The 23,664-nt window shown below is 69.4% G+C and carries 17 protein-coding genes and 5 tRNA genes; 9 read left to right on the forward strand and 13 right to left on the reverse strand.

All coding sequences use genetic code 11. From position 1 onward, the window contains the following. Positions 1-111 precede the first annotated feature (111 nt). Both ychF and BOX17_RS02250 read left to right on the forward strand, forming a co-directional pair. On the forward strand, positions 112-1,203 hold the full coding sequence (ychF, locus tag BOX17_RS02245; RefSeq protein ID WP_071941870.1) for a redox-regulated ATPase YchF: 1,092 nt from the start codon (positions 112-114) through the stop codon (positions 1,201-1,203). Positions 1,204-1,271: 68 nt separating this feature from the next. Continuing rightward, a tRNA-Met gene (locus BOX17_RS02250) sits at positions 1,272-1,348 on the forward strand. 93 nt (positions 1,349-1,441) lie between these two features. Here the strand turns inward: BOX17_RS02250 and BOX17_RS02255 are convergent. Continuing rightward, complete coding sequence (locus BOX17_RS02255; RefSeq protein WP_071941871.1) at positions 1,442-2,740, reverse strand: M18 family aminopeptidase; 1,299 nt, start codon at positions 2,738-2,740, stop codon at positions 1,442-1,444. 142 nt (positions 2,741-2,882) lie between these two features. Between BOX17_RS02255 and BOX17_RS02260 the strand changes: the two genes are divergently transcribed. Next, on the forward strand, positions 2,883-4,961 hold the full coding sequence (locus BOX17_RS02260) for a carboxy terminal-processing peptidase (RefSeq protein ID WP_071941872.1): 2,079 nt from the start codon (positions 2,883-2,885) through the stop codon (positions 4,959-4,961). A gap of 314 nt (positions 4,962-5,275) precedes the next feature. Here the strand turns inward: BOX17_RS02260 and BOX17_RS02265 are convergent. From BOX17_RS02265 to BOX17_RS02285, 5 genes are all read right to left on the reverse strand, one after another. Continuing rightward, positions 5,276-5,351 (reverse strand) — tRNA-Asn (locus tag BOX17_RS02265). A gap of 49 nt (positions 5,352-5,400) precedes the next feature. Further along, positions 5,401-5,476, reverse strand: a tRNA-Asn gene (locus BOX17_RS02270). Positions 5,477-5,525: 49 nt separating this feature from the next. Further along, positions 5,526-5,601, reverse strand: a tRNA-Asn gene (locus BOX17_RS02275). 143 nt (positions 5,602-5,744) lie between these two features. Then, positions 5,745-5,821: transfer RNA gene (locus BOX17_RS02280), tRNA-Met, on the reverse strand. 84 nt (positions 5,822-5,905) lie between these two features. Continuing rightward, positions 5,906-6,871, reverse strand: coding sequence for a choline ABC transporter substrate-binding protein (locus tag BOX17_RS02285; RefSeq protein WP_071941873.1), 966 nt, complete (start codon positions 6,869-6,871; stop codon positions 5,906-5,908). Positions 6,872-7,065: 194 nt separating this feature from the next. Between BOX17_RS02285 and betI the strand changes: the two genes are divergently transcribed. From betI to BOX17_RS02305, 4 genes are all read left to right on the forward strand, one after another. Then, the gene (gene betI, locus BOX17_RS02290; RefSeq protein WP_208858082.1) at positions 7,066-7,671 is read left to right on the forward strand and encodes a transcriptional regulator BetI; all 606 of its coding nucleotides are present in this window, start codon (positions 7,066-7,068) and stop codon (positions 7,669-7,671) included. A gap of 12 nt (positions 7,672-7,683) precedes the next feature. After that, positions 7,684-9,168, forward strand: coding sequence for a betaine-aldehyde dehydrogenase (betB, locus tag BOX17_RS02295; protein WP_071941875.1), 1,485 nt, complete (start codon positions 7,684-7,686; stop codon positions 9,166-9,168). Positions 9,169-9,435: 267 nt separating this feature from the next. Further along, complete coding sequence (gene betA / locus BOX17_RS02300; RefSeq protein WP_071941876.1) at positions 9,436-11,127, forward strand: choline dehydrogenase; 1,692 nt, start codon at positions 9,436-9,438, stop codon at positions 11,125-11,127. A gap of 213 nt (positions 11,128-11,340) precedes the next feature. Then, entirely contained in the window at positions 11,341-13,788 is a 2,448-nt protein-coding gene (locus tag BOX17_RS02305) for an acyl-CoA dehydrogenase (protein WP_071941877.1), read from the forward strand. Positions 13,789-13,851: 63 nt separating this feature from the next. Here BOX17_RS02305 and BOX17_RS02310 read toward each other — a convergent pair whose 3' ends face one another. From BOX17_RS02310 to BOX17_RS02325, 4 genes are all read right to left on the reverse strand, one after another. Then, complete coding sequence (locus tag BOX17_RS02310) at positions 13,852-15,681, reverse strand: SLC13 family permease (RefSeq protein WP_071941878.1); 1,830 nt, start codon at positions 15,679-15,681, stop codon at positions 13,852-13,854. Positions 15,682-15,807: 126 nt separating this feature from the next. Continuing rightward, entirely contained in the window at positions 15,808-16,614 is an 807-nt protein-coding gene (locus BOX17_RS02315) for an enoyl-CoA hydratase-related protein (RefSeq protein ID WP_071941879.1), read from the reverse strand. Between the two features lie 99 nt (positions 16,615-16,713). Beyond that, a complete protein-coding gene (locus tag BOX17_RS02320; RefSeq protein ID WP_071941880.1) occupies positions 16,714-17,274 on the reverse strand; it encodes a carboxymuconolactone decarboxylase family protein in 561 nt (186 codons plus the stop codon). Between the two features lie 14 nt (positions 17,275-17,288). Continuing rightward, positions 17,289-18,617 (reverse strand): aspartate aminotransferase family protein, encoded by a 1,329-nt coding sequence (locus BOX17_RS02325; protein ID WP_071941881.1) that lies wholly within the window; start codon positions 18,615-18,617, stop codon positions 17,289-17,291. A gap of 164 nt (positions 18,618-18,781) precedes the next feature. On the opposite strand from BOX17_RS02325, the gene BOX17_RS02330 reads away from it, so the two are divergent. Next, complete coding sequence (locus tag BOX17_RS02330; protein WP_071941882.1) at positions 18,782-19,687, forward strand: MurR/RpiR family transcriptional regulator; 906 nt, start codon at positions 18,782-18,784, stop codon at positions 19,685-19,687. A gap of 24 nt (positions 19,688-19,711) precedes the next feature. Here BOX17_RS02330 and BOX17_RS02335 read toward each other — a convergent pair whose 3' ends face one another. Both BOX17_RS02335 and BOX17_RS02340 read right to left on the reverse strand, forming a co-directional pair. Next, positions 19,712-20,689, reverse strand: a complete 978-nt coding sequence (locus BOX17_RS02335; protein WP_071941883.1) for an NADPH:quinone reductase — start codon at positions 20,687-20,689, stop codon at positions 19,712-19,714. A gap of 84 nt (positions 20,690-20,773) precedes the next feature. After that, positions 20,774-21,346, reverse strand: coding sequence for a hypothetical protein (locus BOX17_RS02340; RefSeq protein ID WP_071941884.1), 573 nt, complete (start codon positions 21,344-21,346; stop codon positions 20,774-20,776). Positions 21,347-21,545: 199 nt separating this feature from the next. On the opposite strand from BOX17_RS02340, the gene BOX17_RS02345 reads away from it, so the two are divergent. Then, on the forward strand, positions 21,546-22,304 hold the full coding sequence (locus tag BOX17_RS02345) for a glycerophosphoryl diester phosphodiesterase (RefSeq protein ID WP_071941885.1): 759 nt from the start codon (positions 21,546-21,548) through the stop codon (positions 22,302-22,304). On the opposite strand, the gene BOX17_RS02350 is transcribed toward BOX17_RS02345, so the two are convergent. Next, positions 22,255-23,523 carry a CynX/NimT family MFS transporter gene (locus BOX17_RS02350; RefSeq protein ID WP_071941886.1) on the reverse strand — a complete coding sequence of 423 codons (1,269 nt, stop codon included), beginning with the start codon at positions 23,521-23,523 and terminating at the stop codon, positions 22,255-22,257. The genes BOX17_RS02345 and BOX17_RS02350 overlap by 50 nt on opposite strands. Positions 23,524-23,664 lie beyond the last annotated feature (141 nt).

The following is a 23,664-nucleotide window of genomic DNA, read 5'->3' on the forward strand; positions in this document are numbered from 1 at the left end:
CTCGGGGCAGGCGTCGCCGCCTATCCGCACGAGCCGCTTACGGCCCGCCGTCCTTTTCGCGTAGAATGCCGGCCATTCTCCATTCCCGAACTCGCTTTCCAGGAAGATCCCATGGGTTTCAACTGCGGTATCGTCGGCCTGCCCAACGTCGGCAAGTCCACCCTCTTCAATGCCCTGACCAAGTCGGGCATCGACGCCGAGAACTTCCCCTTCTGCACCATCGAGCCCAACGTCGGCATCGTGCCGATGCCGGACACGCGGCTCGACCGGCTGGCCGAGATCGTCAAGCCGCAGAAGGTGCTGCCCACGACCATGGAGTTCGTCGACATCGCCGGCCTGGTGGCGGGCGCCTCCAAGGGCGAGGGCCTGGGCAACAAGTTCCTGGCCAACATCCGCGAGACCCAGGCCATCGCCCACGTGGTGCGCTGCTTCGATAACGACAACGTGATCCACGTAGCCAACCAGGTCGACCCCCGCGCCGACATCGAGATCATCAACATGGAGCTGGCGCTTGCCGACCTCGACACCGTCGAGCGCGCCATCCAGCGCCTGGTGCGCGTGGCCAAGGGCGGCGACAAGGAGGCCATCGCCACCAAGGCGATCCTCGAGCGCATCCAGCCCCACTTGGCCGAGGGCCTGCCGCTGCGAAGCTTCGGCCTCGACGAGGAGGAGAAGCACCAGCTCAAGAGCTTCGGCTTCCTGACCCTCAAGCCCACCATGTACATCGCCAACGTCAACGAGGACGGCTTCGGGGACAACCCCTACCTCGAGGTGGTCAACGAGATCGCCGCCGAGGAAGGCGCCGTGGTGGTGCCGGTGTGCAATCAGATCGAGGCCGAGATCGCCGAGCTGGACGACGAGGAACGCGCCATGTTCCTCGACGAGATGGGCATGGAAGAGCCCGGCCTCGACCGGGTGATCCGCGCCGGCTACGCCCTGCTGGGCCTGCAGACCTACTTCACCGCGGGGGTGAAGGAGGTCCGCGCCTGGACGGTCAAGGTCGGGGCCACCGCCCCCGAGGCGGCCGGGGTGATCCACACCGACTTCCAGAAGGGCTTCATCCGCGCCGAGGTCATCGCCTATGACGACTTCGTCACGCTGGGCGGCGAGCAGGGAGCCAAGGACGCCGGCAAGTGGCGCCTGGAGGGCAAGGAGTACATCGTCCAGGATGGCGACGTGATCCACTTCCGCTTCAACGTCTGAGCCGCCTGCCAGGGCCCTCGAGGCTTGACGGGGACGAGGCAGGTCCGTAAACTTCGCCCCCGTTGTTCGGCTACGTAGCTCAGCTGGTTAGAGCACATCACTCATAATGATGGGGTCCCCTGTTCGAATCAGGGCGTAGCCACCAGATACCCGAAAGAAGCCCGCCTGGTTCGCCAGGCGGGCTTCTTCGTGTGCTGGCCCGGGAGGCCGCGCCGCCGGGACGCGGCGCGGCCGTCGCTCAGGGCAGCGCGTCGCGATTGACGAAGGCCGTGAGCACCCGGGTCAGGTACTCCACATCCCGGGCGCCGGCCGTCTCGCGGATGGAGTGCATGGCCCACTGGGGGGCGCCCACGTCCAGGGTCGGCACGCCGAGCTCCGTGGCGGTGATCGGGCCGATGGTGCTCCCGCACCCCATGTCGGCCCGGGTCACGAAGGTCTGCACCGGTACCTCGGTTTCGCGGCAGAGGTCCCGGAACAGGGCCGCGGTCGCGCTGTTGGTGGCATAGCGCTGGCTGGCGTTGACCTTGATCACCGGCCCGCCGTTAAGCACCGGGCCGTGGGCGGCATCGTGCTTGTCCTGGAAGTTGGGATGCAGGGCGTGGGCGTTGTCGCAGGAGATCAGCCGCGAGGCCTGGACCAGGCGGATGAAGCCCTCCTCCCCCGCCTCGCCGAGCTGGGCATTCACCCGCCGCAGCACGTCGCCGAGGAAGGGCCCCTGGGCGCCGCAGGCGCTGGCACTGCCGACCTCCTCGTGGTCGTTGGCCACCAGCACCGCGCCCTGGCGGCCGTCGCTCTCAAGCAATGCCTCCAGGCCGGTGAAGCAGGAGAGCAGGTTGTCGAGCCGGGCACTGGCGATCAGCTCGCCCTCGATGCCGACCCGCGCCGGCGGCTGCATGTCGCGGAAGGCGAGCTCGAAGTCGAGGACCTCCACCTCCGTCAATCCATGCTGCTCCTCGAGCCACTGGTTGAGCAGCCGTTCGAGATCGGGGCGCCCGCCCCCCTGCAGGAACACCGGGGCCATCTGGGTCTGGGCATTGATGGCGCGGCCGTTGTTGGCCTCGCGGTCCAGGTGGATGGCGAGGCTCGGGATGATCGCCACCGGCCGCTCGACGTCGAGCAGCACTCCCTCGATGCGCCCGTCGGCGTGGCGAACGTGCACTCGCCCGGCCAGCCCCAGGTCGCGGTCGAACCAGGGGGCCAGCAGCGCCCCGCCATAGACCTCGACGCCCAGCTGCAGCCAGCCCGCCGCGGACTGGGCCGCATGGGGCTTGAGGCGCAGGCCCGGGCTGTCGGTATGGGCGCCGATCAGGCGCAGGGCCGAGAGCCGCTCGCGCGGCAGCTGGAGGGCAATGATCGAGGAGTCGTTGCGGGTCACGTAGACGCGCTCGCCGGGCGACAGGTGCCAGGTCTCGGTCTCCTCGAGGCGACGGAAGCCGGCGGCCTCCAGCCGTCGGGCCATGCTGGCCGTGGCATGCCAGGGGGTGGGGGATCGACGCAGGAAGTCGAGCAGACGCTCGAGTCGGGCATCCTCGGACATGGAATTCCTCTTTCGCGGGGCGTTTCGGGGTCTTGACGACACGGTCAAGCTGATACAATGACCCGTCGGTCCATGCAACTCGACGGCCGGGTCGGGGTCTGGAGTGAGAGTGAGTGTACACGAATCGGGGAGTGCTTCATCGATGAGCCTGTTAGTCACCCTTGGGCGTGCCGCGGTCCTGGGCCTGCTGCTGGTCACCACACCGGCGCTGGCCACCATCGAACCGAGCGATGCCCAGCGTCAGGTGGCCGTGGAAGTGGCCGAGTCACTGCGCTATGGCCACTATGCGGATATCAGCCTCGACGACGACTGGTCGCAACGGGCCTTCGAGCGCCTGCTGGACATCCTGGACGGCCAGCGCGCCTACCTGCTGGACGGCGACGTGGCCGCCTTCCGCGACCTGGAAACAGGCATGGACGACGCGCTGCTCGACGGCGATCTGTCGCGCCCCTTCGCCCTCTACCGGCGCTATCACGAGCGCGCCGAGCAGCGCCTCGAGTGGCTGCTGGCACGGCTCGACGAGGGCGTCGACTTCGCCTTCGACAGCGACAAGCGCCTCGAGCTGGAGCGGGAGGACACCCCCTGGGCCGGCAGCGAGGCGGCCCTGGACGAGCTGTGGATGAAGCGGCTCAAGAACGCCGCCCTCACCCTGACCATCAGCGACCAGGACGCCGAGCAGGTGGAAACCACCCTGCGCCAGCGCTACGAGGGGCAGCTCTCGCGCCTGAGCCAGACCAACGAGGAAGACGTCTTCGGGCTCTTCATGGCCGCGGTGACCGGCAGCATCGACCCGCACAGCGAGTACCTCTCGCCGCGACAGGGCGAGTCCTTCGACATCCAGATGCGGCTCTCGCTGGAGGGCATCGGCGCCCTGCTGCAGGCCGACGGCGAGTACGTCAAGGTCTCGAGCCTGGTGGCCGGCGGTCCGGCCGAGCGTGACGGCGCCCTGCAGCCCGCCGACCGCATCGTCGGCGTGGGCCAGGAGGACGAGGAGATCGTCAACGTGGTGGGCATGCGCCTCGACGACGTGGTCGACCTGATCCGCGGCCCCAAGGGGTCGGTGGTGCGCCTCGACGTGGTGCCCGCCCAGGCCGTCGACATGACGCGCTCCACGGTGATCGACATCACCCGGGACACCGTGGACCTCGAGGACCAGGCCGCCCATGGCGAGGTGGTCGAGATCGAACGGGAGGACGGCACGCACCGTGTCGGCGTGATCGGGGTGCCCACCTTCTACGTGGACTTCGACGCCTGGCAGGCCGGCGAGGAGGACTACCGCAGCACCACCCGCGACGTGGCCCGCGAGATCGAGCGCCTCCAGGGCGAGGACATCGAGGGCATCGTGCTGGACCTTCGCAACAACGGCGGCGGCGCCCTGCAGGAGGCCAACTCGCTGATCGGCCTGTTCATCGACCGCGGCCCCACCGTCCAGGTGCGGGACGCCCGCGGCCGCATCAGCCTGTATGGCGATACGGAGAGCGGCGCCCTCTACGACGGCCCCCTGGCCGTGCTGGTCAACCGCCTCTCGGCCTCGGCCTCGGAGATCTTCGCCGGCGCCATCCAGGACTATGGCCGCGGCCTGGTCGTGGGCAGCGACACCTTCGGCAAGGGCACGGTGCAGACCCTCAACGAGCTCAGCCACGGCGAGATCAAGCTGACCCGCGCCAAGTTCTACCGCATCTCCGGCGAGAGCACCCAGCATCGCGGCGTGGAGCCGGACATCAACTTCCCGAGCCTGATCGACCCCGAACTCATCGGCGAGAGCAGCCTGGACAACGCCCTGCCGTGGGACACCGTCCGCGAGGTGCAGTACCGCACCTATGGTGAGCCCCGCCAGTACCTGGAAACGCTGCGCACCCGCCACCTCGAGCGGGCTGCGAAGCAACCGAACTTCCACTACCTGGAGCAGCGCTCCGAGCTGGCGAGCCAATTGCGCAAGCAGCACACCAGCGTCAGCCTCAACCGTGAACAGCGCCAGCGCGAGGTGGAGGCCCAGGAGGCCGAGCAGCTCGCCCTCGAGAACGAGCGGCGCCTCGCCCTGGGCCTGGAACCCCTGGAGGACTGGACCGATGCCCGCGACGAGGAAGACGCCGACGCCGATGCCGAGGGCGGCGAGCCCGAGGAAGAGCCGATCGACCGCGCCCAGGTCCTGGAAACCGCCCAGATCCTGCTGGACTACCGCCAGCTCGCGGACGGCTGGCACTACGCGGAACTCAACTGAAGGCGGAGCGCAACTGAGCCGGCACTCTCCCCCGCCCCATGAACCACCACGCCGGGCCCCTGGGCCCGGCGTTGTTCTTTCTGCCTTCGGGTCCTGGTCAGGCCCCTTCGCCTTCCGGGACGGTCTCTTCTCCCGCCACGGCACACGCGACGCAGCGTCGGCTCGCGGGCAGCCAGCGCGGGTCGGTCACACGGCGACATCCCGTCGGCGCAACGGATCCACTCCCCGGTATCACGAGGGAGGCCGTGGGTGACGGCAGCGCTAACAGCAAGAGCGGTAGCAGCAAGAGAGAGAAGAATTCGGCCAGGCAGGACTGGCTCCCCGAACAGGACTCGAACCTGTGACCCAGTGATTAACAGTCACTTGCTCTACCAACTGAGCTATCGGGGAATGATGCAGGATGACGCGGGAGGTGATGCGGCAAGCAGCTAGGAGCGGTTGGCTCCCCGAGCAGGACTCGAACCTGCGACCCAATGATTAACAGTCATTTGCTCTACCAACTGAGCTATCGGGGAATGACCGCATGCCGCACTGTGTTCGTCTCCTCGCCGCGATGGGCGAAGCTGGCTCCCCGAGCAGGACTCGAACCTGCGACCCAATGATTAACAGTCATTTGCTCTACCAACTGAGCTATCGGGGAATGACCTCGAACACGGGGCGTAGTATACGGATCGGGCCCGCAAGGTCAAGACGCGATTGGCATTCTGCTTGCGTTCGGGCCGTCCGGACGCGCCACGAAAAACGCCCGCCGGGCCGGGGCCTGACGGGCGTCTTCGCGTGTCCTGGTGGCTACGCCCTGATTCGAACAGGGGACCCCATCATTATGAGTGATGTGCTCTAACCAGCTGAGCTACGTAGCCTTATCAACAGGTTGCCCGGCCGGGGCCGGGCAACGGGGATGAATTATGCACGCGGGCCCCGGTCATGGCAAGCCCGCGAGGCACTCAGCCCTCGATATCGAGCGCGGCCTTCACCGCCGGCAGGGCGGGCTCGCCCTCGCGGGTGTTCACGCCCTCGAGCCAGGTCTCGAGCACTGCGGGGTTGGCCTGCAGGTAGGCGCGGGCCGCATCCCGGGGATCAGCGCCCTGGTCCATGATCTCACCCATCAGCTGGTTCTCCATGGTGAGGGTGAACTCGAGGTTCTCGAGCAGGGTACCGACGTTGCCGCACTCCTCGGCGTAGCCGCCGCGGGTGTTGGTGTAGACGGTGGCGCCGCCCAGGTTCGGGCCGAAGTAGTCATCGGCGCCGGACAGGTAGGCGATGTCGAAGTTGGTGTTCATGGGATGCGGCTCCCAGCCGAGGAACACCATCCAGCTCTCATCGGGGGTGCGGGCGCTCAGCTCGGCCAGCATGCCGGCCTCGCTGGAGTCGACCAGCTGCCAGTCGCCGAGGCCGAAGGCATCGTCGTCGATCATGTCCTGGATCAGCTGGTTGCCGTCGTTGCCGGCCTCGATGCCGTGGACCTTGCTGTCGAATTTCTCGGCGTGGTCGGCGAGGTCGGCCACCGAGGTGACGCCGGCATCGTGGACGTACTGCGGCACGGCCAGGGTGTACTTGGCCCCCTCCAGGTTGGCCCCCAGACGGTCGACGTCGCCATCCTCGATGTAGGGGTCGCTGATCGAGGCCATGGACGGCATCCAGTTGCCCAGGAAGACGTCGAAGTCATTGTTCTTCAGGCCCTGGTAGGCGATCGGCACCGAGACAGTGTCGATACGGGGCTCGTAGCCCATGGCCTCCAGCACCTCGGAGGTCAGCGCGGTGGTCGCCGTGATATCGGTCCAGCCGACCTCGGCGAAGCGCACGGTCTCGCAGCTCTCCGGCTCGGCGGCCTGCAGCGGGGAGACGGCGAAACCGAGGGCGGCGGCGCCAACGCCCAGGGCCATGCGACGGTTCAGGGTGGTCATGTTCATGGGAGGGTTCCTCTTGTTGGACATGAAAGTATAGCCGCGATGGCAATGCCACCGGCCGGCAGGGGAATCCGCCAGAGCTTCATTGATTGAACGTTCAATAAAGAAATGGCAAGCTGTGCACATGGTAACCATGCTTCATGCGTTGGTTGCAAGATCGGTTACAAGATCAATTCCCGGGAAAGGAGCCAGCAACGGTGCCAAAGGTTGGAATGGAACCCATCCGCCGCCATCAGCTGATCAAGGCGACCATGGCGGCCATCGACGAGGTCGGCCTGGCCGATGCGACGGTGATGCGCATCGCCCGCCACGCAGGCGTCTCCGCCGGCATCATCAGTCATTACTTCGGCGGCAAGGACGGCCTGCTGGACGCCACCATGCGCCAGATCCTGAGCGACCTGGGCGAGGCGGTGGCCGCGCGCCGCGCCGAGCTCACCACCTCGAGCCCCAGGGCCCATATCGTCGCCATCATCGACGGGAACTTCGACCGCAGCCAGGTCACCGGCCCGGTGGCCAAGACCTGGCTGGCCTTCTGGGCCAGCAGCATGCACAAGCCGAAGCTCGCGCGCCTGCAGCAGGTCAACGACCGGCGCCTCTACTCCAACATCTGCTACCAGTTCCGCCGGCTGATGCCCCGCCACGAGGCGCGCGCCTCGGCCCGGGCACTGGCCGCCCTGATCGATGGCCTGTGGCTGCGCGGTGCCCTGACCCCCGGCGGCCTGGACGGCAACGAAGCGCGCCGCCTGGCCCGGGACTACCTGGACCGCCTGCTCGACACCCACGATACCCTTTCCCCCGCCTGAACGGAGGCCACCATGGCAACCCTAGACACCCAGACCCTCTACATCGACGGCCGTCACACGGCCGCCACCTCGGGCGAGACCTTCTCCGTGGTGAACCCCTTCGACGGCTCGCTGCTCGCCGAGGTCCCCCAGGCCGCCGAGGCCGACGTGGATGCCGCCGTGGACGCGGCCCGCAAGGGCCAGCGGGCCTGGGCGGCCATGACCGGCATGGAGCGCGGCCGCATCCTCCAGCGCGCCGTCGCGCTGCTGCGGGAGCGCAACGACGAGATCGCCGAGCTCGAGACCCGCAACACCGGCAAGCCGATCAGCGAGACCGCGGCCGTGGACGTGGTCACCGGCGCCGACGTGCTCGAGTACTACGCCGGCCTGGCCTCGGCCCTGGAGGGCAGCCAGATCCCGCTGCGCGAGGACTCCTTCGTCTACACCCGCCGTGAGCCGCTGGGCGTGATCGGCTCGATCGGCGCCTGGAACTACCCGATCCAGATCGCCTGCTGGAAGAGCGCCCCGGCGCTGGCCGCCGGCAACGCCGTGGTCTTCAAGCCCAGCGAGGTCACCCCGCTGACCACCATGAAGCTCGCCGAGATCTTCACCGAGGCCGGCCTGCCGGACGGCGTCTTCAACGTGGTCCAGGGCGACGGTCGCGTTGGCCAGATGCTCACCGCCCACCAGGGGATCGACAAGATCTCCTTCACCGGTGAGGCCCCTACCGGCAAGAAGGTCATGGCCGCGGCCGGCGGGTCGACGCTCAAGGACGTGACCATGGAGCTCGGCGGCAAGTCGCCGCTGATCGTCTTCGCCGATGCCGACCTGGATCGCGCCGCCGATGCCGCGATGATGGCCAACTTCTACTCCAGCGGGCAGATCTGCACCAACGGCACCCGGGTGTTCGTGCACGCGAGCGTCAAGGAGGCCTTCGAGGCCAGGATCCAGGAGCGCGTCTCCCGCATCAGGGCCGGTGACCCGCTGGACCCGAGCGTCAACTTCGGCCCGCTGGTGAGCTTCGAGCACCAGGAGAAGGTGCTGTCCTACATCGCGCTGGGCAAGCAGGAAGGGGCCCGCGTGCTGGCCGGGGGCGACGCCTGGGACCAGGGCGACGCAGACGGTGTCAACTGGGCAAATGGCGCCTGGGCGGCCCCGACCGTCTTCACCGACTGCACCGACGAGATGCGCATCGTGCGCGAAGAGATCTTCGGGCCGGTGATGTCGATCCTCGCCTTCGACGACGAGGAGGAGGTGATCCGTCGCGCCAACGACACCGAGTACGGCCTGGCCGGCGGGGTCTTCACCGAGAGCCTCAACCGCGCCCACCGCGTGATCCAGCGCCTGGAAGCGGGTATCTGCTGGATCAACACCTGGGGCGAGTCCCCCGCCGAGATGCCGGTGGGCGGCTACAAGCAGTCCGGGGTCGGTCGCGAGAACGGCATCGAGACCCTGGCCCACTACACCCAGACCAAGTCGGTCCAGATCGAGATGGGGCCCTTCGAATCGGTGTTCTGATCGCTCATCGACGACCCGCTGCGAGATAAGCACCGGGGACGAGGCGAAGCGAGGGTATTTGCCATGGATGGCAAGAGTAGCCCCCAGGGAGGGGCAACGTTGCCCTCGTGACGTCTCGTCGCCGGGCAGCACTCGTGTTGGCCGTGGCGAGCCATCAGCGCCAAGCGCCCTTCCACGAACGTGATCGGGGCGCGGACTACATCCACCGCGCCCCGATCGGCGAACGTCTCGCCGTCGTGACCCCTTTGACTCTCTCAGGGAGGCTCCATGTCGCAGTCCCGTGAATTCGACTACATCATCATCGGCGCCGGCTCCGCCGGCAACGTCCTGGCCACCCGGCTCACCGAGGACCCCGAGACCAGCGTGCTGCTGCTCGAGGCCGGTGGCCCCGACCACCGCTTCGACTTCCGCACCCAGATGCCGGCAGCCCTGGCCTACCCGCTGCAGGGCAAGCGCTACAACTGGGCGTTCGAGACGGACCCGGAGCCCCACATGGACGGCCGTCGCATGGAGTGCGGCCGCGGCAAGGGGCTCGGCGGCTCCTCGCTGATCAACGGCATGTGCTACATCCGGGGCAACGCCCTGGACTACGACGGCTGGGCCAAGCGCGCCGGCCTCCAGGACTGGACCTACGCCGACTGTCTGCCCTACTTCAAGAAGGCCGAGACCCGCGACATCGGCCCCGACGCCTACCACGGCGGAGATGGCCCGGTCAGCGTGACCACCCCGAAGGACGGCAACAACCCGCTGTACCAGACCTTCATCGAGGCGGGACAGCAGGCGGGCTACCCGGCCACCGAGGACGTCAACGGCTACCAGCAGGAGGGCTTCGGTCCCATGGACCGCTTCGTCACGCCGAACGGCCGTCGCGCCTCCACCGCCCGCGGCTACCTGGATCAGGCGAAGTCGCGCCCCAACCTGACCATCGAGACCCGCGCCACCACCGACGTCATCACCTTCGAGGGCAAGCGCGCCACCGGGGTGCGCTACGAGCGCCGCGGCCAGACGCAAGAGGTCCATGCCCGCCGCGAGGTGCTGCTGTGCGGGGGCGCGATCGCCTCGCCGCAGATCCTGCAGCGCTCGGGCGTGGGCAACCCCGAGCACCTCGCCGAGCTCGACGTCCCGGTGGTCCACGACCTGCCCGGGGTGGGCGAGAACCTCCAGGACCACCTGGAGATGTACATCCAGTACGAGTGCACCCAGCCGATCTCGCTCTACCCGGCGCTCAAGTGGTGGAACCAGCCGAAGATCGGCGCCGAGTGGCTCTTCCTGGGCAAGGGGGTGGGCGCCAGCAACCAGTTCGAGGCGGCGGGCTTCATCCGCTCGAATGACGCGGAGGAGTGGCCCAATCTGCAGTACCACTTCCTGCCCATCGCCATCAGCTACAACGGCAAGAGCGCGGTCGAGGCCCACGGCTTCCAGGCCCACGTGGGCTCCATGCGCTCCGAGAGCCGCGGGCGCATCCGCCTGACCTCCCGGGATCCCAAGGCCGCGCCCAGCATCCTGTTCAACTACATGTCGACGGAGAAGGACTGGCAGGAGTTTCGCGACGCCATCCGCCTGACCCGCGAGATCATCGCCCAGCCCGCCTTCGACCCCTACCGGGGCCAGGAGGTCGCGCCGGGGGCGAACGTGCAGTCCGATGCCGAGCTGGATGCTTTCGTCCGCCAGCATGCCGAGACCGCCTACCACCCCTGCGGCAGTTGCCGCATGGGCGAGGACGAGGGCTCGGTAGTCGACGGCCAGGGCCGGGTGCACGGCCTGGAGGGCCTGCGGGTGGTCGACGCCTCGCTGTTCCCGGTGATCCCCACCGGCAACCTCAACGCGCCGACCATCATGCTCGCCGAGAAGATCGCCGACCGGATCCGTGGCCGCGAGCCCTTGCCGCGCTCGGACGCCCCCTACTACGTGGCGGGCGATGCCCCGGCGCGGAAGGCCCCCCGTCGCCGCCTGGCCTGACCGCCACCGGCCCTGAGGTCTCATGCCCGACCGGCGCCCCGCCCTGCCAACGCAGCGGCGGGGCTTTGTCGTGATGGACGGGCCAACCGGCGGAAGGCGGCGCGGGACAACACCGACGGTCAACGAGAAGCACACGGGGCTGGCCGGTTGCAGGGGAATGGGCTAGTCTGCAAGAATTCAAACACACGTTCGAATTACAGACGGAGAGGCTCCATGTTGACCCTGTTGCTTATCGTGCTGGCCGTGGCCGGCCTGCTGGTAGTGCTGCGCCGCGAGGCGGGCGCCCTGCCCGCCCTCGGCGTGCTGGCCGTGCCGGGCCTCGCCGGCCTGCTGCTGGGCTCGCCGGTGCTCGGCGTGCTGTTGCTCCTCGCCGCCGCAGGGGTGGCCGTGGCGGGCCTGCCCGCCCTGCGGATCCGCTGGCTCTCGCCGCGCCTCTTCGCCCTGTTCAAGCAGGTTGCGCCCAGGGTCTCGGACACCGAGCGAACGGCGCTCGAGGCCGGCACCGTGGCCTGGGACGGCGAACTCTTCACCGGTCGCCCCGACTGGCAGACGCTGCTCGATGTCCAGGACGAAGGCCTCTCGGCGAAGGAGCGCGCCTTCGTCGACCACCAGTGCAGCGTGGCCGCCGGCATGTGCAACGCCTGGGAGATCGCCCGGGAGCGCGCCGACCTGCCCCAGGAGCTCTGGGACTACCTCAAGCAGGAAGGCTTCTTCGGCATGATCATCCCCGAGGAGTACGGCGGGCTGGGCTTCTCGGCCAAGGCCCAGTCCCTGGTGCTGCAGAAGCTCTCGGTCAGCGAGACGCTGATGGTCACCGTGGGCGTGCCCAACTCCCTGGGCCCGGGCGAACTGCTGCTCAAGTACGGCACCCGGGAGCAGAAGGACCACTACCTGCCGCGCCTGGCGGACGGCCGGGAGATCCCCTGCTTCGGCCTCACCGGCCCCCGGGCCGGCAGTGACGCCACGGCCATCCCCGACACCGGCGTGGTGTGCAAGCGGGTCGTCGATGGCGAGGAGGTGCTGGGCCTGCGCCTCGACTTCGAGAAGCGCTGGATCACCCTGGCGCCCATCGCCAGCGTGGTGGGCCTGGCCTTTCGCCTCTTCGACCCCGACCACCTGCTCGGCGAGGAGGTCGACCGCGGCATCACCCTGGCGCTGATTCCCCGCGACACCGGGGGCATGGAGATCGGCCGCCGCCACCACCCCATCGGCAGCCCCTTCATGAACGGGCCGATCAGGGGGAAGGATGTCTTCGTGCCGCTGTCCACCATCATCGGCGGTCAAGAGATGATTGGCCAGGGCTGGCGGATGCTGGTCGAGTGCCTCTCCATCGGTCGCTGCATCACCCTGCCCTCCGGCGCCACCGGCACCGCCGGCTACGCCCTGGGCTGGAGCGGCGGCTTCGCGCGGATCCGCCGCCAGTTCAACGTGCCGGTGGCGGAGATGGAGGGCGTCCAGGAGCCCCTGGCTCGCATGGCAGCCCTGGCCTACATCTCCCGGGCCGCGGTCTACCAGACCGCCAACACCATCGACCACGGCGAGAAGCCGGCGGTGCCCTCGGCCATCCTCAAGAGCCAGCTCACCGAGTTCCAGCGCCAGATCCTCGGCGATGCCATGGACATCCACGGTGGAAAGGGGGTGACCCTGGGGCCGCGCAACTACCTCGGCATCGGCTACAGCGCCAACCCGGTGGCCATCACCGTCGAGGGCGCCAACATCATGACCCGCAACCTGATGATCTTCGGCCAGGGCGCCATCCGCTGCCATCCCTACGTGCTCGAGGAGCTGGCCGCCAAGGACGCCGATGACCTGGCGGCCTTCGACCGGGCCTTCTTCGGCCATGCCGGGCTGATCTTCGGCAACGCGGCCCGGGCCCTCACCCAGGGCCTGGGGCTCGGCCGACCGGACGTGCCCTTCGACGAGGTCGCCGCCCCCTACGCCCGGGACATCGCCCGCCTCTCGGCCGGCTTCGGGCTGTGCGCCGATGCCGCCATGGCGAGCCTCGGCTCGACCCTCAAGCAGCGGGAGATGCTCTCCGCCCGGCTCGGCGACGTGCTCTCCAACCTCTACCTCGCCTCCATGACGCTCAAGCAATGGCACGAGGGAGACAAGGTCGAGGGCGAGGCGGCCCTGCTGCACTACGGCTGCCGGTTCCTGCTGGGCCGCGCCGAGCAGGCCCTGGACGAGCTCTTCGACAACCTGCCGAGCCGCGCCCTGGGCCGGACGCTGCGGCTCGTCGTCATGCCCACAGGACGTCGCTGGAAGCGGCCCCAGGACGCGCTGACCCGCGAGATCGCCCAGGCCGTCTCCCGGGACACGGCCCTGCGCCGCCACCTGCTCGAGGCCACCTGGCAGGAGAACGACGGCAGCCGGGACAACCCGCTCGCTCACTACAACGGCCTGCTGGCGACCCAGGAGCGTGCCGAGGGCCTCTATCGCCAGGTCAACAAGGCCTACGCGAAGGGGAAACTGCCGGCACAGGCCCTGCATCCGGAACAGCGGGTCGAGGCGGCCCTGGCGGAGGGGCTGATCGGCGAGGAGGACGCCGCATTCATGCGGGAGCGCGAGGCCGCGGTCCTGGAGCTGCTCACCGTGGACGACTTCGAGTACGATGCCTTCGTCGCCGACAAGGCCAGCGTGCTGCGCCACCAGCCCGCCTGACCCGGGCGCCACGACCCGAGCGCCACGACCGCGACGACGCCCCGGCCTGCGCCGGGGCGTCGTCTAGAGGGGCCAGGCCCACAGGATCATCGGCACGGCCACCAGGGTGATCACCCCTTCCAGGGGCAGGCCCATGCGCCAGTAGTCACCGAAGCGATAGCCGCCGGGGCCCATCACCAAGGTGTTGGACTGGTGGCCGATGGGAGTGAGGAAGGCGCAGGAGGCGCTGACCGCCACCGCCATGAGGAAGGGATCCAGGGAGGCCCCGAACCCCTCCGCGAGGCTGGCGGCGATGGGGGCCATCAGCACCGCCGCGGCGGCGTTGTTGATGATGTCCGAGAGCATCATGGTGACCACGAAGAGCCCCGTGAGGGTCACCACCACCGGCCAATCGTTGCCCAGCACGAGCAGCGCCTCGGCCACCAGCGCCGCCCCGCCGCTGGTCTCCAGCGCCTGCCCCACCGGGATCATCGCCCCCAGCAGCACGATCACCGGCCCGTCGATGGCCTGGTAGCTGTCGCGCAGCGGCATCACCCCCGCCATCAGCGACAGCAGGGCGGCGCCCGAGAGGGCCACCGCCGAGGGCAGGAGATCCAGCACCATGGCGAGGATCGCTGCGGCGAAGATGGCCAGCGAGATCAGCAGCAGCCGCGGCTGGCCGAGGGTCAGGTTGCGGCTGGCCAGCGGCAGGCAGCCGAGCGTCGCCAGGCTCTCGGAGAGGCCGCCCTCGTCACCCTGCAGCAGCAGCACGTCCCCGGCGCGAAAGCGGATGTCGCGCAGGCGCTGCTTCAGCCGTTCGCCGTCGCGGGCCACCGCCACCAGGTGCAGGCCCAGCTGGTTCTGGAGGCGCAGCTGGGTGACGGTGCGGTTGACCATCATGGAGTCGTTGCGCACCACGGCTTCCACCAGCTGCAGCCCTTCGGTATCGACCTTCTCCTGGCCGGGCGAGGCCTCCCGCCGCTCGGGGTCCGCCTCCGGCGCCTGGTGCTCGCCTTCCTCCTCCTCCGGCTCGGCGCCCACCGCCAGGCCGGCCTTGTCCTCCAGCAGCTTCATCTCGTCCGGGCCCGCCTCCACCAGCAGGATGTCGCCCTCGCGCAGGGTGCCGTGGAAGGCGTGTCCGGCGCGGCGCTTCTCGTCGCGCACGACGGCCAGCACCGGGATGGTCTCCTCCAGCTCGTCCTGGAGGTCGCGCAGCGACCAGCCCACGGCCTTGGCGCCCTCGGGCACGCCGAGTTCCACCAGGTAGTGGGCGGTATCGAACATCTCCTCCGTGGAGGCCTTGCCGGCGCGGCGAGGCACCAGTCGCCACCCCAGCAGCACGATGAAGGCGAAGCCGGCGAGTGCCACCGCGGCCCCTACCGGGAAGAAGGAGAACATGCCGAAGCTCTCCCCCACCGCATCGCCGCGGTAGCTGGAGATGATGATGTTGGGGGGCGTGCCGATCAGGGTGGTCAGGCCACCGAGCAGGGAGCCGAAGGCCAGCGGCATCAACAGCAGCGACGGCGAGGTGTCGTGCTGGCGGGCGACGCGCATGGCCACGGGCAACAGCAGGGCCAGGGCACCGACGTTGTTCATGAAGCCGGAGATCACCACCACGGTGCCGACCAGCGCCACGAGTTGCAGGAAGAGCCGGTCACCGACCTTGAGCACCTGGTCGGCGATCAGGTCCACCACGCCGGAGCGCTCGAAGCCCCGGCTGAGGACCAGCACGGCCGCCACCGTGATCACCGCCGGATGGCCGAAGCCGAGGAAGGCCTCGTCGGCCGGCACCAGCCCCAGCATCACCGACCCCAGCAGGGCGGCGAGGGCCACCAGGTCGTAGCGGAAGCGCCCCCAGACGAACGCGGCGAGGGTCAGGCCGAGGACGATGAACACCAGCGTGGTGTCGGTCATGCCCGATCACCTCCCTGTGCATGCGAGATGTCTCAAGCACAACAGCCGACGCCGAGAAAATCCAGCCTTTTCCCGCATGCCCCCGCCGGCGACCCCATGTCCGGCGCCTGGCGGATCAGTGGGCGCTCACTTCCTGGCCATCTTCTCCAGCATGGCGTTGACGGCGTCCAGGTGCTCGGGCTCGTTGTGGCACAAGCCCTGGAAGGTGGCGCAGAGGTCGAGGAAGTCGGGCAGCTCCATGCGGCTGCCCTTCTTCATCAGCCGCTTGGTCAGCCGGGTGGCCTTCGGCGGCTGGGCCGCCATCTGCCCGGCCATCTTGAGGGCCCGGGCCATCAGGGCGTCGGGCTCAGTCACCTCCAGCACGATGCCGTACTCGCGGGCCTGCTCGGCGTCGATCACCCGGCCGGAGAGCGTCAGCTCGAAGGCCCGCTGGTAGCCGATCAGGCGCTGCAGGAACCAGGCGCCGCCGTCGCCGGGGATGATCCCCAGGTTGAGGAAGGTCTCGCCGAAGGTCGCCCTGCGGGAGGCGATGCGAATGTCCGCCATGTTGGCCAGGTCGAAGCCGGCGCCGATTGCCGGGCCGTTGACGGCGGCGATGATCGGCACCTCCACGCCCTCCAGGGCAAGCGGGAGGCGCTGGATGCCCCGGCGATAACGGGCGGCCACCTCGGCGACATCGCCGGCGAAGTCGCCGCCGCGGCTGGCCATGTCCTTGACGTTGCCCCCGGCACAGAAGGCGCTGCCCTCGCCGGTGATCACCAGCACCGAGACCGCCTCGCAGACATTCACCCAGTCGGCGACGGCGAGGATGTCGTCGACCAGGGCCGTTCCGGTCAGGGCGTTGCGGACGTCATGACGGTCCAGGGTCAGGGTGGCCACCCGCCCCTCCAGGGAGAGGCGGGCGTCGGTCAGTGACGGCAGGGTCACGCTCATCGGTCGGTCCTTGTGCTTGGGATGGGTAACGCTCCGAAGGATGACGTCAGGATGGCCCTCGATCCAGGCCGGGCGGCGATTTCCCTGCCTGACCGCGCGTCAGGGCTCGGCGAAAGGCAGGGGCTCGGTGCTGCGACGCACCTCGAAGACGTTGAGGGTCATGGCCACCAGGGCGTAGTAGCCGAAGACCCCCACCAGTTCGACCACGGCCGGCTCGCCGAAGGACGCCACCGCCTCGGCGTAGAGCGCCTCGTCGACGCGACGCGTGGTGTAGAGTGTCTTGCCCAGGCGATGGACCAGCGCCTCGTCGTCGCGCTCGAAGGCGGGCTCCCGCCCCGCCCGAAGGGCCTCGATCACCGCCTCGCTGACGCCCGCCTCGCGGGCGATGGGGGCATGGATCTGCCACTCGGCCTGGGACTGCCACCAGGCCGCGGTGAAAAGGATCGCCAGCTCCGTCAGCCGCGTCTCGAGCCGGGTCCCGTAGCGGCAGAAGGCGCCGAGTCGCTGGGCGTGATCGGCCAGTTCCGGGCTGTGGATCCAGGCCAGGAAGGGGCCGTCCAGGTTGCCGCGGGGGCCACTCAGGATGGCGTCCAGCACGCGGCGCTGATCGGGCGCCATGGTGGCCTCGTCCAGGGGGGAGAGGCGGGAATCGATCGACATTGGGCTGGGCTCCTTCAGGCGGGGTCGAAGACGGTCTGCAGGGTCGCGTCGAGCTTGTCGACGATCTCGTCCAGGTGGGACTCCTCGAGGATGAAGGGCGGGGCCAGCAGGATATGGTCGCCCCGGCGCCCGTCGATGGTGCCGCCCATCGGATAGCACATCAGGCCGTTGTCCATGGCCGTGCGCTTGACCGCCGCATGCAGCTTGCGCGACGGGTCGAACGGCGTCTTGTCGCCGCGGTCGGCCACCAGCTCGATCCCCCGGAAGAGGCCACGCCCGCGGATGTCGCCGACATGGGGGTGCTCGCCGAAACGGGCCTCCAGGCGCTGCTGGAGTCCCTCGCCCAGGCTGACGACGCGCGACAGCAGGTCACGGCCCTCGACGGCGCGCTGCACCGCCAGGGCAGCGGCGCAGGCGGTGGCGTGGCCGATGTAGGTGTGGCCGTGCTGGAAGAACCCCGAGCCCTCGGCGATGGCCCGGCGGATGGGCTCGCTGACCAGGGTCGCCCCGATCGGCTGGTAGCCGGCCCCCAGGCCCTTGGCGATGGTCATCAGGTCCGGGGTCACGCCCTCCTGTTCGGCGGCGAACAGGCTGCCTGTCCGGCCCATGCCGCACATCACCTCGTCGAGGATCAGCAGGATGCCGTGGCGATCGCAGATCTCGCGCACCCGCTTGAAGTAGCCCGGCACCGAGGGAACCGCTCCCAGGGTCGCGCCCACCACCGGTTCGGCGACGAAGGCCATCACGCTCTCAGGCCCCAGGCGCTGGATCTCGGCCTCGAGTTCCTCGGCCAGACGCTCGCCGTAGGCCTCCGGGGTCTCGCCGGGGGCCTGATCCCGATAGGCATAGCAGGGACTGACGTGACTCACCTGGACCAGCAGCGGCTCGAACTGCTGCCGGCGCCAGGCGTTGCCGCCGGTCGCCAGGGCCCCCAGGGTGTTGCCGTGATAGCTCTGACGACGCGCGATCAGGTGCTTGCGCTGGGGCTCGCCCCGCTCGATGAAGTACTGGCGCGCCAGCTTGAGGGCCGCCTCCACCGCCTCGGACCCGCCCGAGACGAAATAGACGGAGGAGAGGCCCGCAGGGGCCCGCTCGACCAGGAAGTCCGCCAGGGCCTCCATCGGCTCGTTGGTGAAGAAGGAGGTGTGGGCATAGGCGAGCCGCCCGACCTGCTCACGCACCGCCTCGATCACCTCGGCATCGCTGTGGCCCAGGCAGGAGACCGCGGCGCCGCCGCAGGCATCCAGGTAGCGGCGCCCCTCGGCATCGATGAGGTAGGGGCCGTCGCCGCCCACGGCGGTCGGGTACTGTTGATGCAGATGACGATGGAAGACGTGGCTCATGCTGACCTCACACGGGGTTTATGCAAATGACCTTGTCATTTTTATGGAAAGGAAATATTTTTGCAAATAGATTCGACACCCTTCTGACGCCACGACCGACGAGCGCTACAATGCCCCTCCCCGATCGCCCCTCTTCTCTCACTACAGGATGTGCTGAGCCCCTCATGATGACACCCGAGCCCTCTCGACCAGACACCCTCGGCGACCTACAGCGCCTGCTCGCCAAGATCGAGGAGGGCGAGAGTCCGGTACGCCTGGGCAAGCGCTCGCGTCAGGTGCTGACGGCGATGGTCACCGCTCCCCAGCAGGCCGCGGTCTCGTCGATCAGCGACCTGGCGGACCGCCTGGGCGTCAGTCCCTCGACGCTGTCGCGCCTGGCCAGGCGCCTGGGCTTCGACGGCTTCACCGGCCTGCAGGCCGTGTTTCGCCGCAACGTCACGGAGGGCAAGAGCTTCTACAGCGATCAGGTCTCCCGCCTGCTGGACAGCGAGGGGGACGGCGACGCCCTCGCCCGGCTGGCCCGGCTGGGCCGTCAGGAGAGCGCCAATATCGTCGACATGGTGACGGGCATCGACGGCGAGGCCTTCACGGGGAGCGCCCGGCTGCTGGTGGAGGCGCGTCGGGTGAGGGTGCACGGCATGCGCCAGTTTGCCTCGCTGGCCTCGTTCCTGGCCTATGGCCTCGGCATGCTGCGCTCGGATGCGGCACCACTCGACGCCGTCCGGCACGGGGTCGCGGATGCGCTGGCCCAGCTCGACGAGGGCGACGTGCTGGTGGTGGCGAGCTGCTTCCCCTATACCCCCAGCGTGCTGGCCACGGCAGAGGTGGCGGCCCGCCAGGGCATCCGCGTCATCGCCCTGACCGACTCCAGCGGCTCTCCCCTCGCCAAGGTGGCGGAGTACCACTTCGCGGTGCCCAACCACAGCCCCTTCTTCAGCAACAGCATGTGCGCCTTCATGCTGCTGGCCGAGGGGCTGCTGAGCGAGGCGGCGAACCTGCTGGGCGATGTCGGCGTAACCGCCCTCAGGCGGCGCGAGCAGTTGATCAGCGAGCTCCACGAGTCGCTGTGATCGCCGCCCGCGCCGGGAGAGGAATCAGGGCAGCAGGATAGTCGATCCGGTGGTCTGACGGCCCTGGAGGGCCTCCTGGGCCTTGCCGGCCTCCGCCAGGGGGTAGCGCTGGGCGATGTCGACCGTCACCTTGCCACTCTGGAGCATCTCGAAGAGCTCGCCGGCCATCCACTCCAGCCGCTCGCGGGTGTCGGCGTAGCCGTTGAGGCTCGGACGGGTGACGAACAGCGACCCCTTCTGGTTGAGGATGCCGATGTTGACCCCCTCCACGGCGCCGGAGGCGTTGCCGAAGCTGACCATCAGCGAACGCGGCTTCAGGCAGTCCAGCGAGGTCTCCCAGGTGTCCTTGCCCACCGAGTCGTAGACCACGTCGCACATGGCGCCATTGGTCAGCTCGCGCACCCGCTCGACCACGTCCTCCTTGGTGTAGTCGATGGTCGCCCAGGCGCCGTTCTTCTCGGCCAGCGCCGCCTTCTCCGGGGAGCTGACGGTGCCGATGAGCTTCACGCCCAGCGCCTTCGCCCACTGGCAGGCGATGGAGCCGACCCCGCCGGCCGCGGCGTGCCAGAGGATGGTCTCGCCGCCCTTGAGCTCGCGAGTCTGGCGCAGCAGGTACTGGACGGTGAGGCCCTTGAGCATGCTGGCGGCCGCGGTCTCGACGTCGATACCCTCGGGCAGCACCACCACCTTCCCGGCCGGCAGCACGTGCTGCTCGGCGTAGGCGCCCAGCGGCCCCTGGGCATAGGCGACCCGGTCGCCCGCCTTGAGGTGGGTGACGCCCTCGCCCACCGCCTCGACCACGCCGGCCCCCTCGGTGCCGAGCCCGGAGGGCAGCGAAGGCGCCGGATAGAGGCCGGTGCGGAAGTAGATGTCGATGAAGTTGAGGCCGACCGCCTGGTTCCGGACGCGTACCTCTCCGGGTGCCGGCTCGGCCGGCGTGACGTCGACGAGCTCGAGGACCTCGGGCCCCCCGGTACGGGCGAACTGGATGCGCTTGGCCATGGCTGTGGTGTTCCTTGTGCGTCTTTGCGAAATGGGCCCACCAGTCAAGCGCCGCGCGCCCCCCGGGTCAAGTCGTCCCCCGCCTCAGAGGGTGGCGGGGAAGGACTCCAGCCCGCGGATGAAGCGCGCCTTGTAGTCGTCGAAGAGCGCGCGGTCGCGCTTGAACGACTGGATCACCGAGGCCTCGTCGAAGCTCAGCGCGCGGGGCAGGTCCTCCAGGGAGGTGGCCGGGTGCTTGGGGCCGAGCCCGATCCGCACGCCGGCCTTGCCGTCCAGCCAGCGGGTGATGCCCGCCTCGCGGAAGCGCGCCTCCTGCTCGGGCCCCACGGCATCGATGCGCAGGGGCGCCTTGAGGGCCAGCTCGGCGACCAGGCGCTCGGCCGGGCGGGCCACGCTGTCGCTGTCGAGGTCGGCCAGCAGCATCACGGTCATGCTGCTGCCGACCTCGTCGAGCACCAGCAGGGCCAGCGCCACGGGACGTGACTGGTCATCCACCAGCGCCAGCACCCGGGCCGCCTCCTGCTTGACCAGCACCCCGAGGGTGCCGGCGAAGGTCGCCAGGGGCGTCAGGCCGGCGTCCTGGCCGAAGGCCTCGGCGCACAGCCGGGCCAGGCAGGCATCGCGCTGCTCGGGATTCTTGATGTGCACGACTCTCATCTCGGTGTCCTCGCATCGTCGTAGGGGCGGCGCCAGCGCCGGGATCGAAATCGCGCAGCCTACCACATCCTGACCCGATCACCGCGCCCCGGGCGACCCGTCTCCCCGGATCGGCGTTTCCCGCCGGGGGCCGATGGCGATAGGCTGTACACTCCCCTGCCGCCAGTGGACGGCGCCTCGCTGACCCGGATGTATCTGCATGCCCCATCCCGACATCGCCCTGCCCCGCCTGATCGCCCATCGCGGCCTCTCCGCCCATGCCCCGGAGAACACCCTCAGCGCCGTGCGCGCCGCCCATGCCGCGGGCATCTCCTGGGTCGAGCTGGACGTGCAGCTGCTCGGCGACGGGACCCCCGTGATCTGGCACGACGCCTCCGTCCGGCGCTGCTCCGACCGCCGCGGCCGGCTGGCCGACCTGGACCTGGCCGCGGCACGCCGGCTGGATGCCGGCGGCTGGTTCGGCGACGCCTTCCGGGGCGAGCGCATGGCCACCCTCGAGGAGATGCTGGCCCTGCTCGAGGCGCTGGACATGGGGGTCAACCTGGAGCTCAAGGTGAACCGGGGCCGCGATGCCCGGGCGCTGGTGGACGCCGCCCTGCCCCCCGTGAGGGAGGCCCTGCCGCCGTCGCGCCGGGTACTTTCCTCCTTCAACCCCACGGCCCTGGCCCAGGCCCGCACGCTGGCCGGTCCCGAGTCGCTGTCGCTGGGCGTGCTCTTCGAGGGGATCGGCCGTGACTGGCGGCGGCAGTGCGAGGCGGTGGAGGCCTACAGCGTCCACGCCGACTGGAAGCGCCTGAAGGCGCCTCGCGCCCGGGAGGTGACCGAGGCCGGCTATCGGCTGCTCTGCTACACGCCCAACGATCCCGACGCCTTCGCCCCGCGCTGGGCGTGGGGCGTCGATGCCGTGATCAGCGACGACCCGCCCCGCTTCGCGCACTGGCCCCGCTTCGCGCACTGACAGGAGAGGCGGCCATCGCGCGCGGGTAGCCACGCGGGTCGAAGCGCAGGGTGATCAGCAGCATCGCCGCGACGCCCAGCGCCAGCAGCATCCAGGCGGCGAGGAAGTCGCCGGTGGCCTCGCGCAGGGCGCCGCTGATCCAGGGCGAGAGCGCATTGATCATGAAGCCGACGCCCTGCATGAAGGCAGCCAGGCGTCCCGCCGCACGGGGATCCGACAGGTGGTCCAGCGCCAGGATCAGGCCCAGCGAGAAGCAGGCCCCCAGGCCGAAGCCGGCGAAGGCCACCCACAGCGCCGCCCCCGAACCGGGCCAGAGGATCCACCCCAGGTAGCCGATGAGCTGCGCCATCAGGCTGGTGGCCAGCAGCCGGCGACGGTCCGGGCGCGCCTGGCGCTGGGCGAGTGCCGGCATCGCCAGGGCGGCGATCACCTGGAAGACCGTCATCCAGGCCAGCAGCAGGCCGCTGGACGGGGCGCTCCAGCCGAGTTCCCGGTAATAGACCGGCAGCCAGGTGACCACGCTGGAATAGCCGGCGTTGATCACCCCGAAATAGAGCGCCAGCAGCCAGGCACGGGGCAGCCGCCAGGGACGAGGACCGGCCAGGGCCACCCAGGCGGGCTCCGGCGCGCCGCGGCGCCGGGACACCCACCACCAGGCCACCAGGGTTATCAGGGCCGGCACCCACCAGATGCCCACCCCCAGCCGCCACCCGCCCGCCTGGGCGAGCCAGGGGCTCGCCCAGGCCGCCAGGCCGCCGCCGGACATCAGCGCCGCGGAATAGACGCCCATGGCGAGCGGCATGCGCCGGCCGAAGCGGTGCTTGACCAGGCCGGGCACCAGCGCCTGGATCAGGGCGATCCCGACGCCGCCCAGCAGGGCGGTCGCCAGCAGGGTGGCCCCGCTGCCGCTGGCCTGCCGCAGCGCGCAGGCCGCGCCGATGGCCGCCAGGGCCAGGGCGATGCCTCGCTGCTGGCCGAGCCAGGCCTGCAGCCGGCCGCTCGCCAGGGCCACGCCCCCCATGCACAGGAAGGGCAAGGTGGTCAGCCAGGCCAGCACCGCGTAGCCGAGCCCGGTGGCCAGGCGAATCTCCTCCATCAGCGGGCTGGCGGCGGCCAGCAGCGGACGCAGGTTCAGGCCCAGCGCCACCAGCAGCGCCAGCCCTGCGAGGAACCCGCCGGTCGTGGAACCGGGCGGCGGGTAGTCGTTCTCTGCCGTCATCAGGATCTTGCCTCACCCTAGCGTGGAAGCATTATGGTATACATAAATATATAAATATGTATGCAATAAGTTCGCTTGCGCAGGACCCTCGGCAGGGTCTCTCCGTGCGCGACAGGGCGCCGGAGATCAAGGGAAGCTGGC

This window comes from Halomonas aestuarii (assembly GCF_001886615.1).
GTDB classification, from domain to species: Bacteria; Pseudomonadota; Gammaproteobacteria; order Pseudomonadales; family Halomonadaceae; genus Halomonas; species Halomonas aestuarii.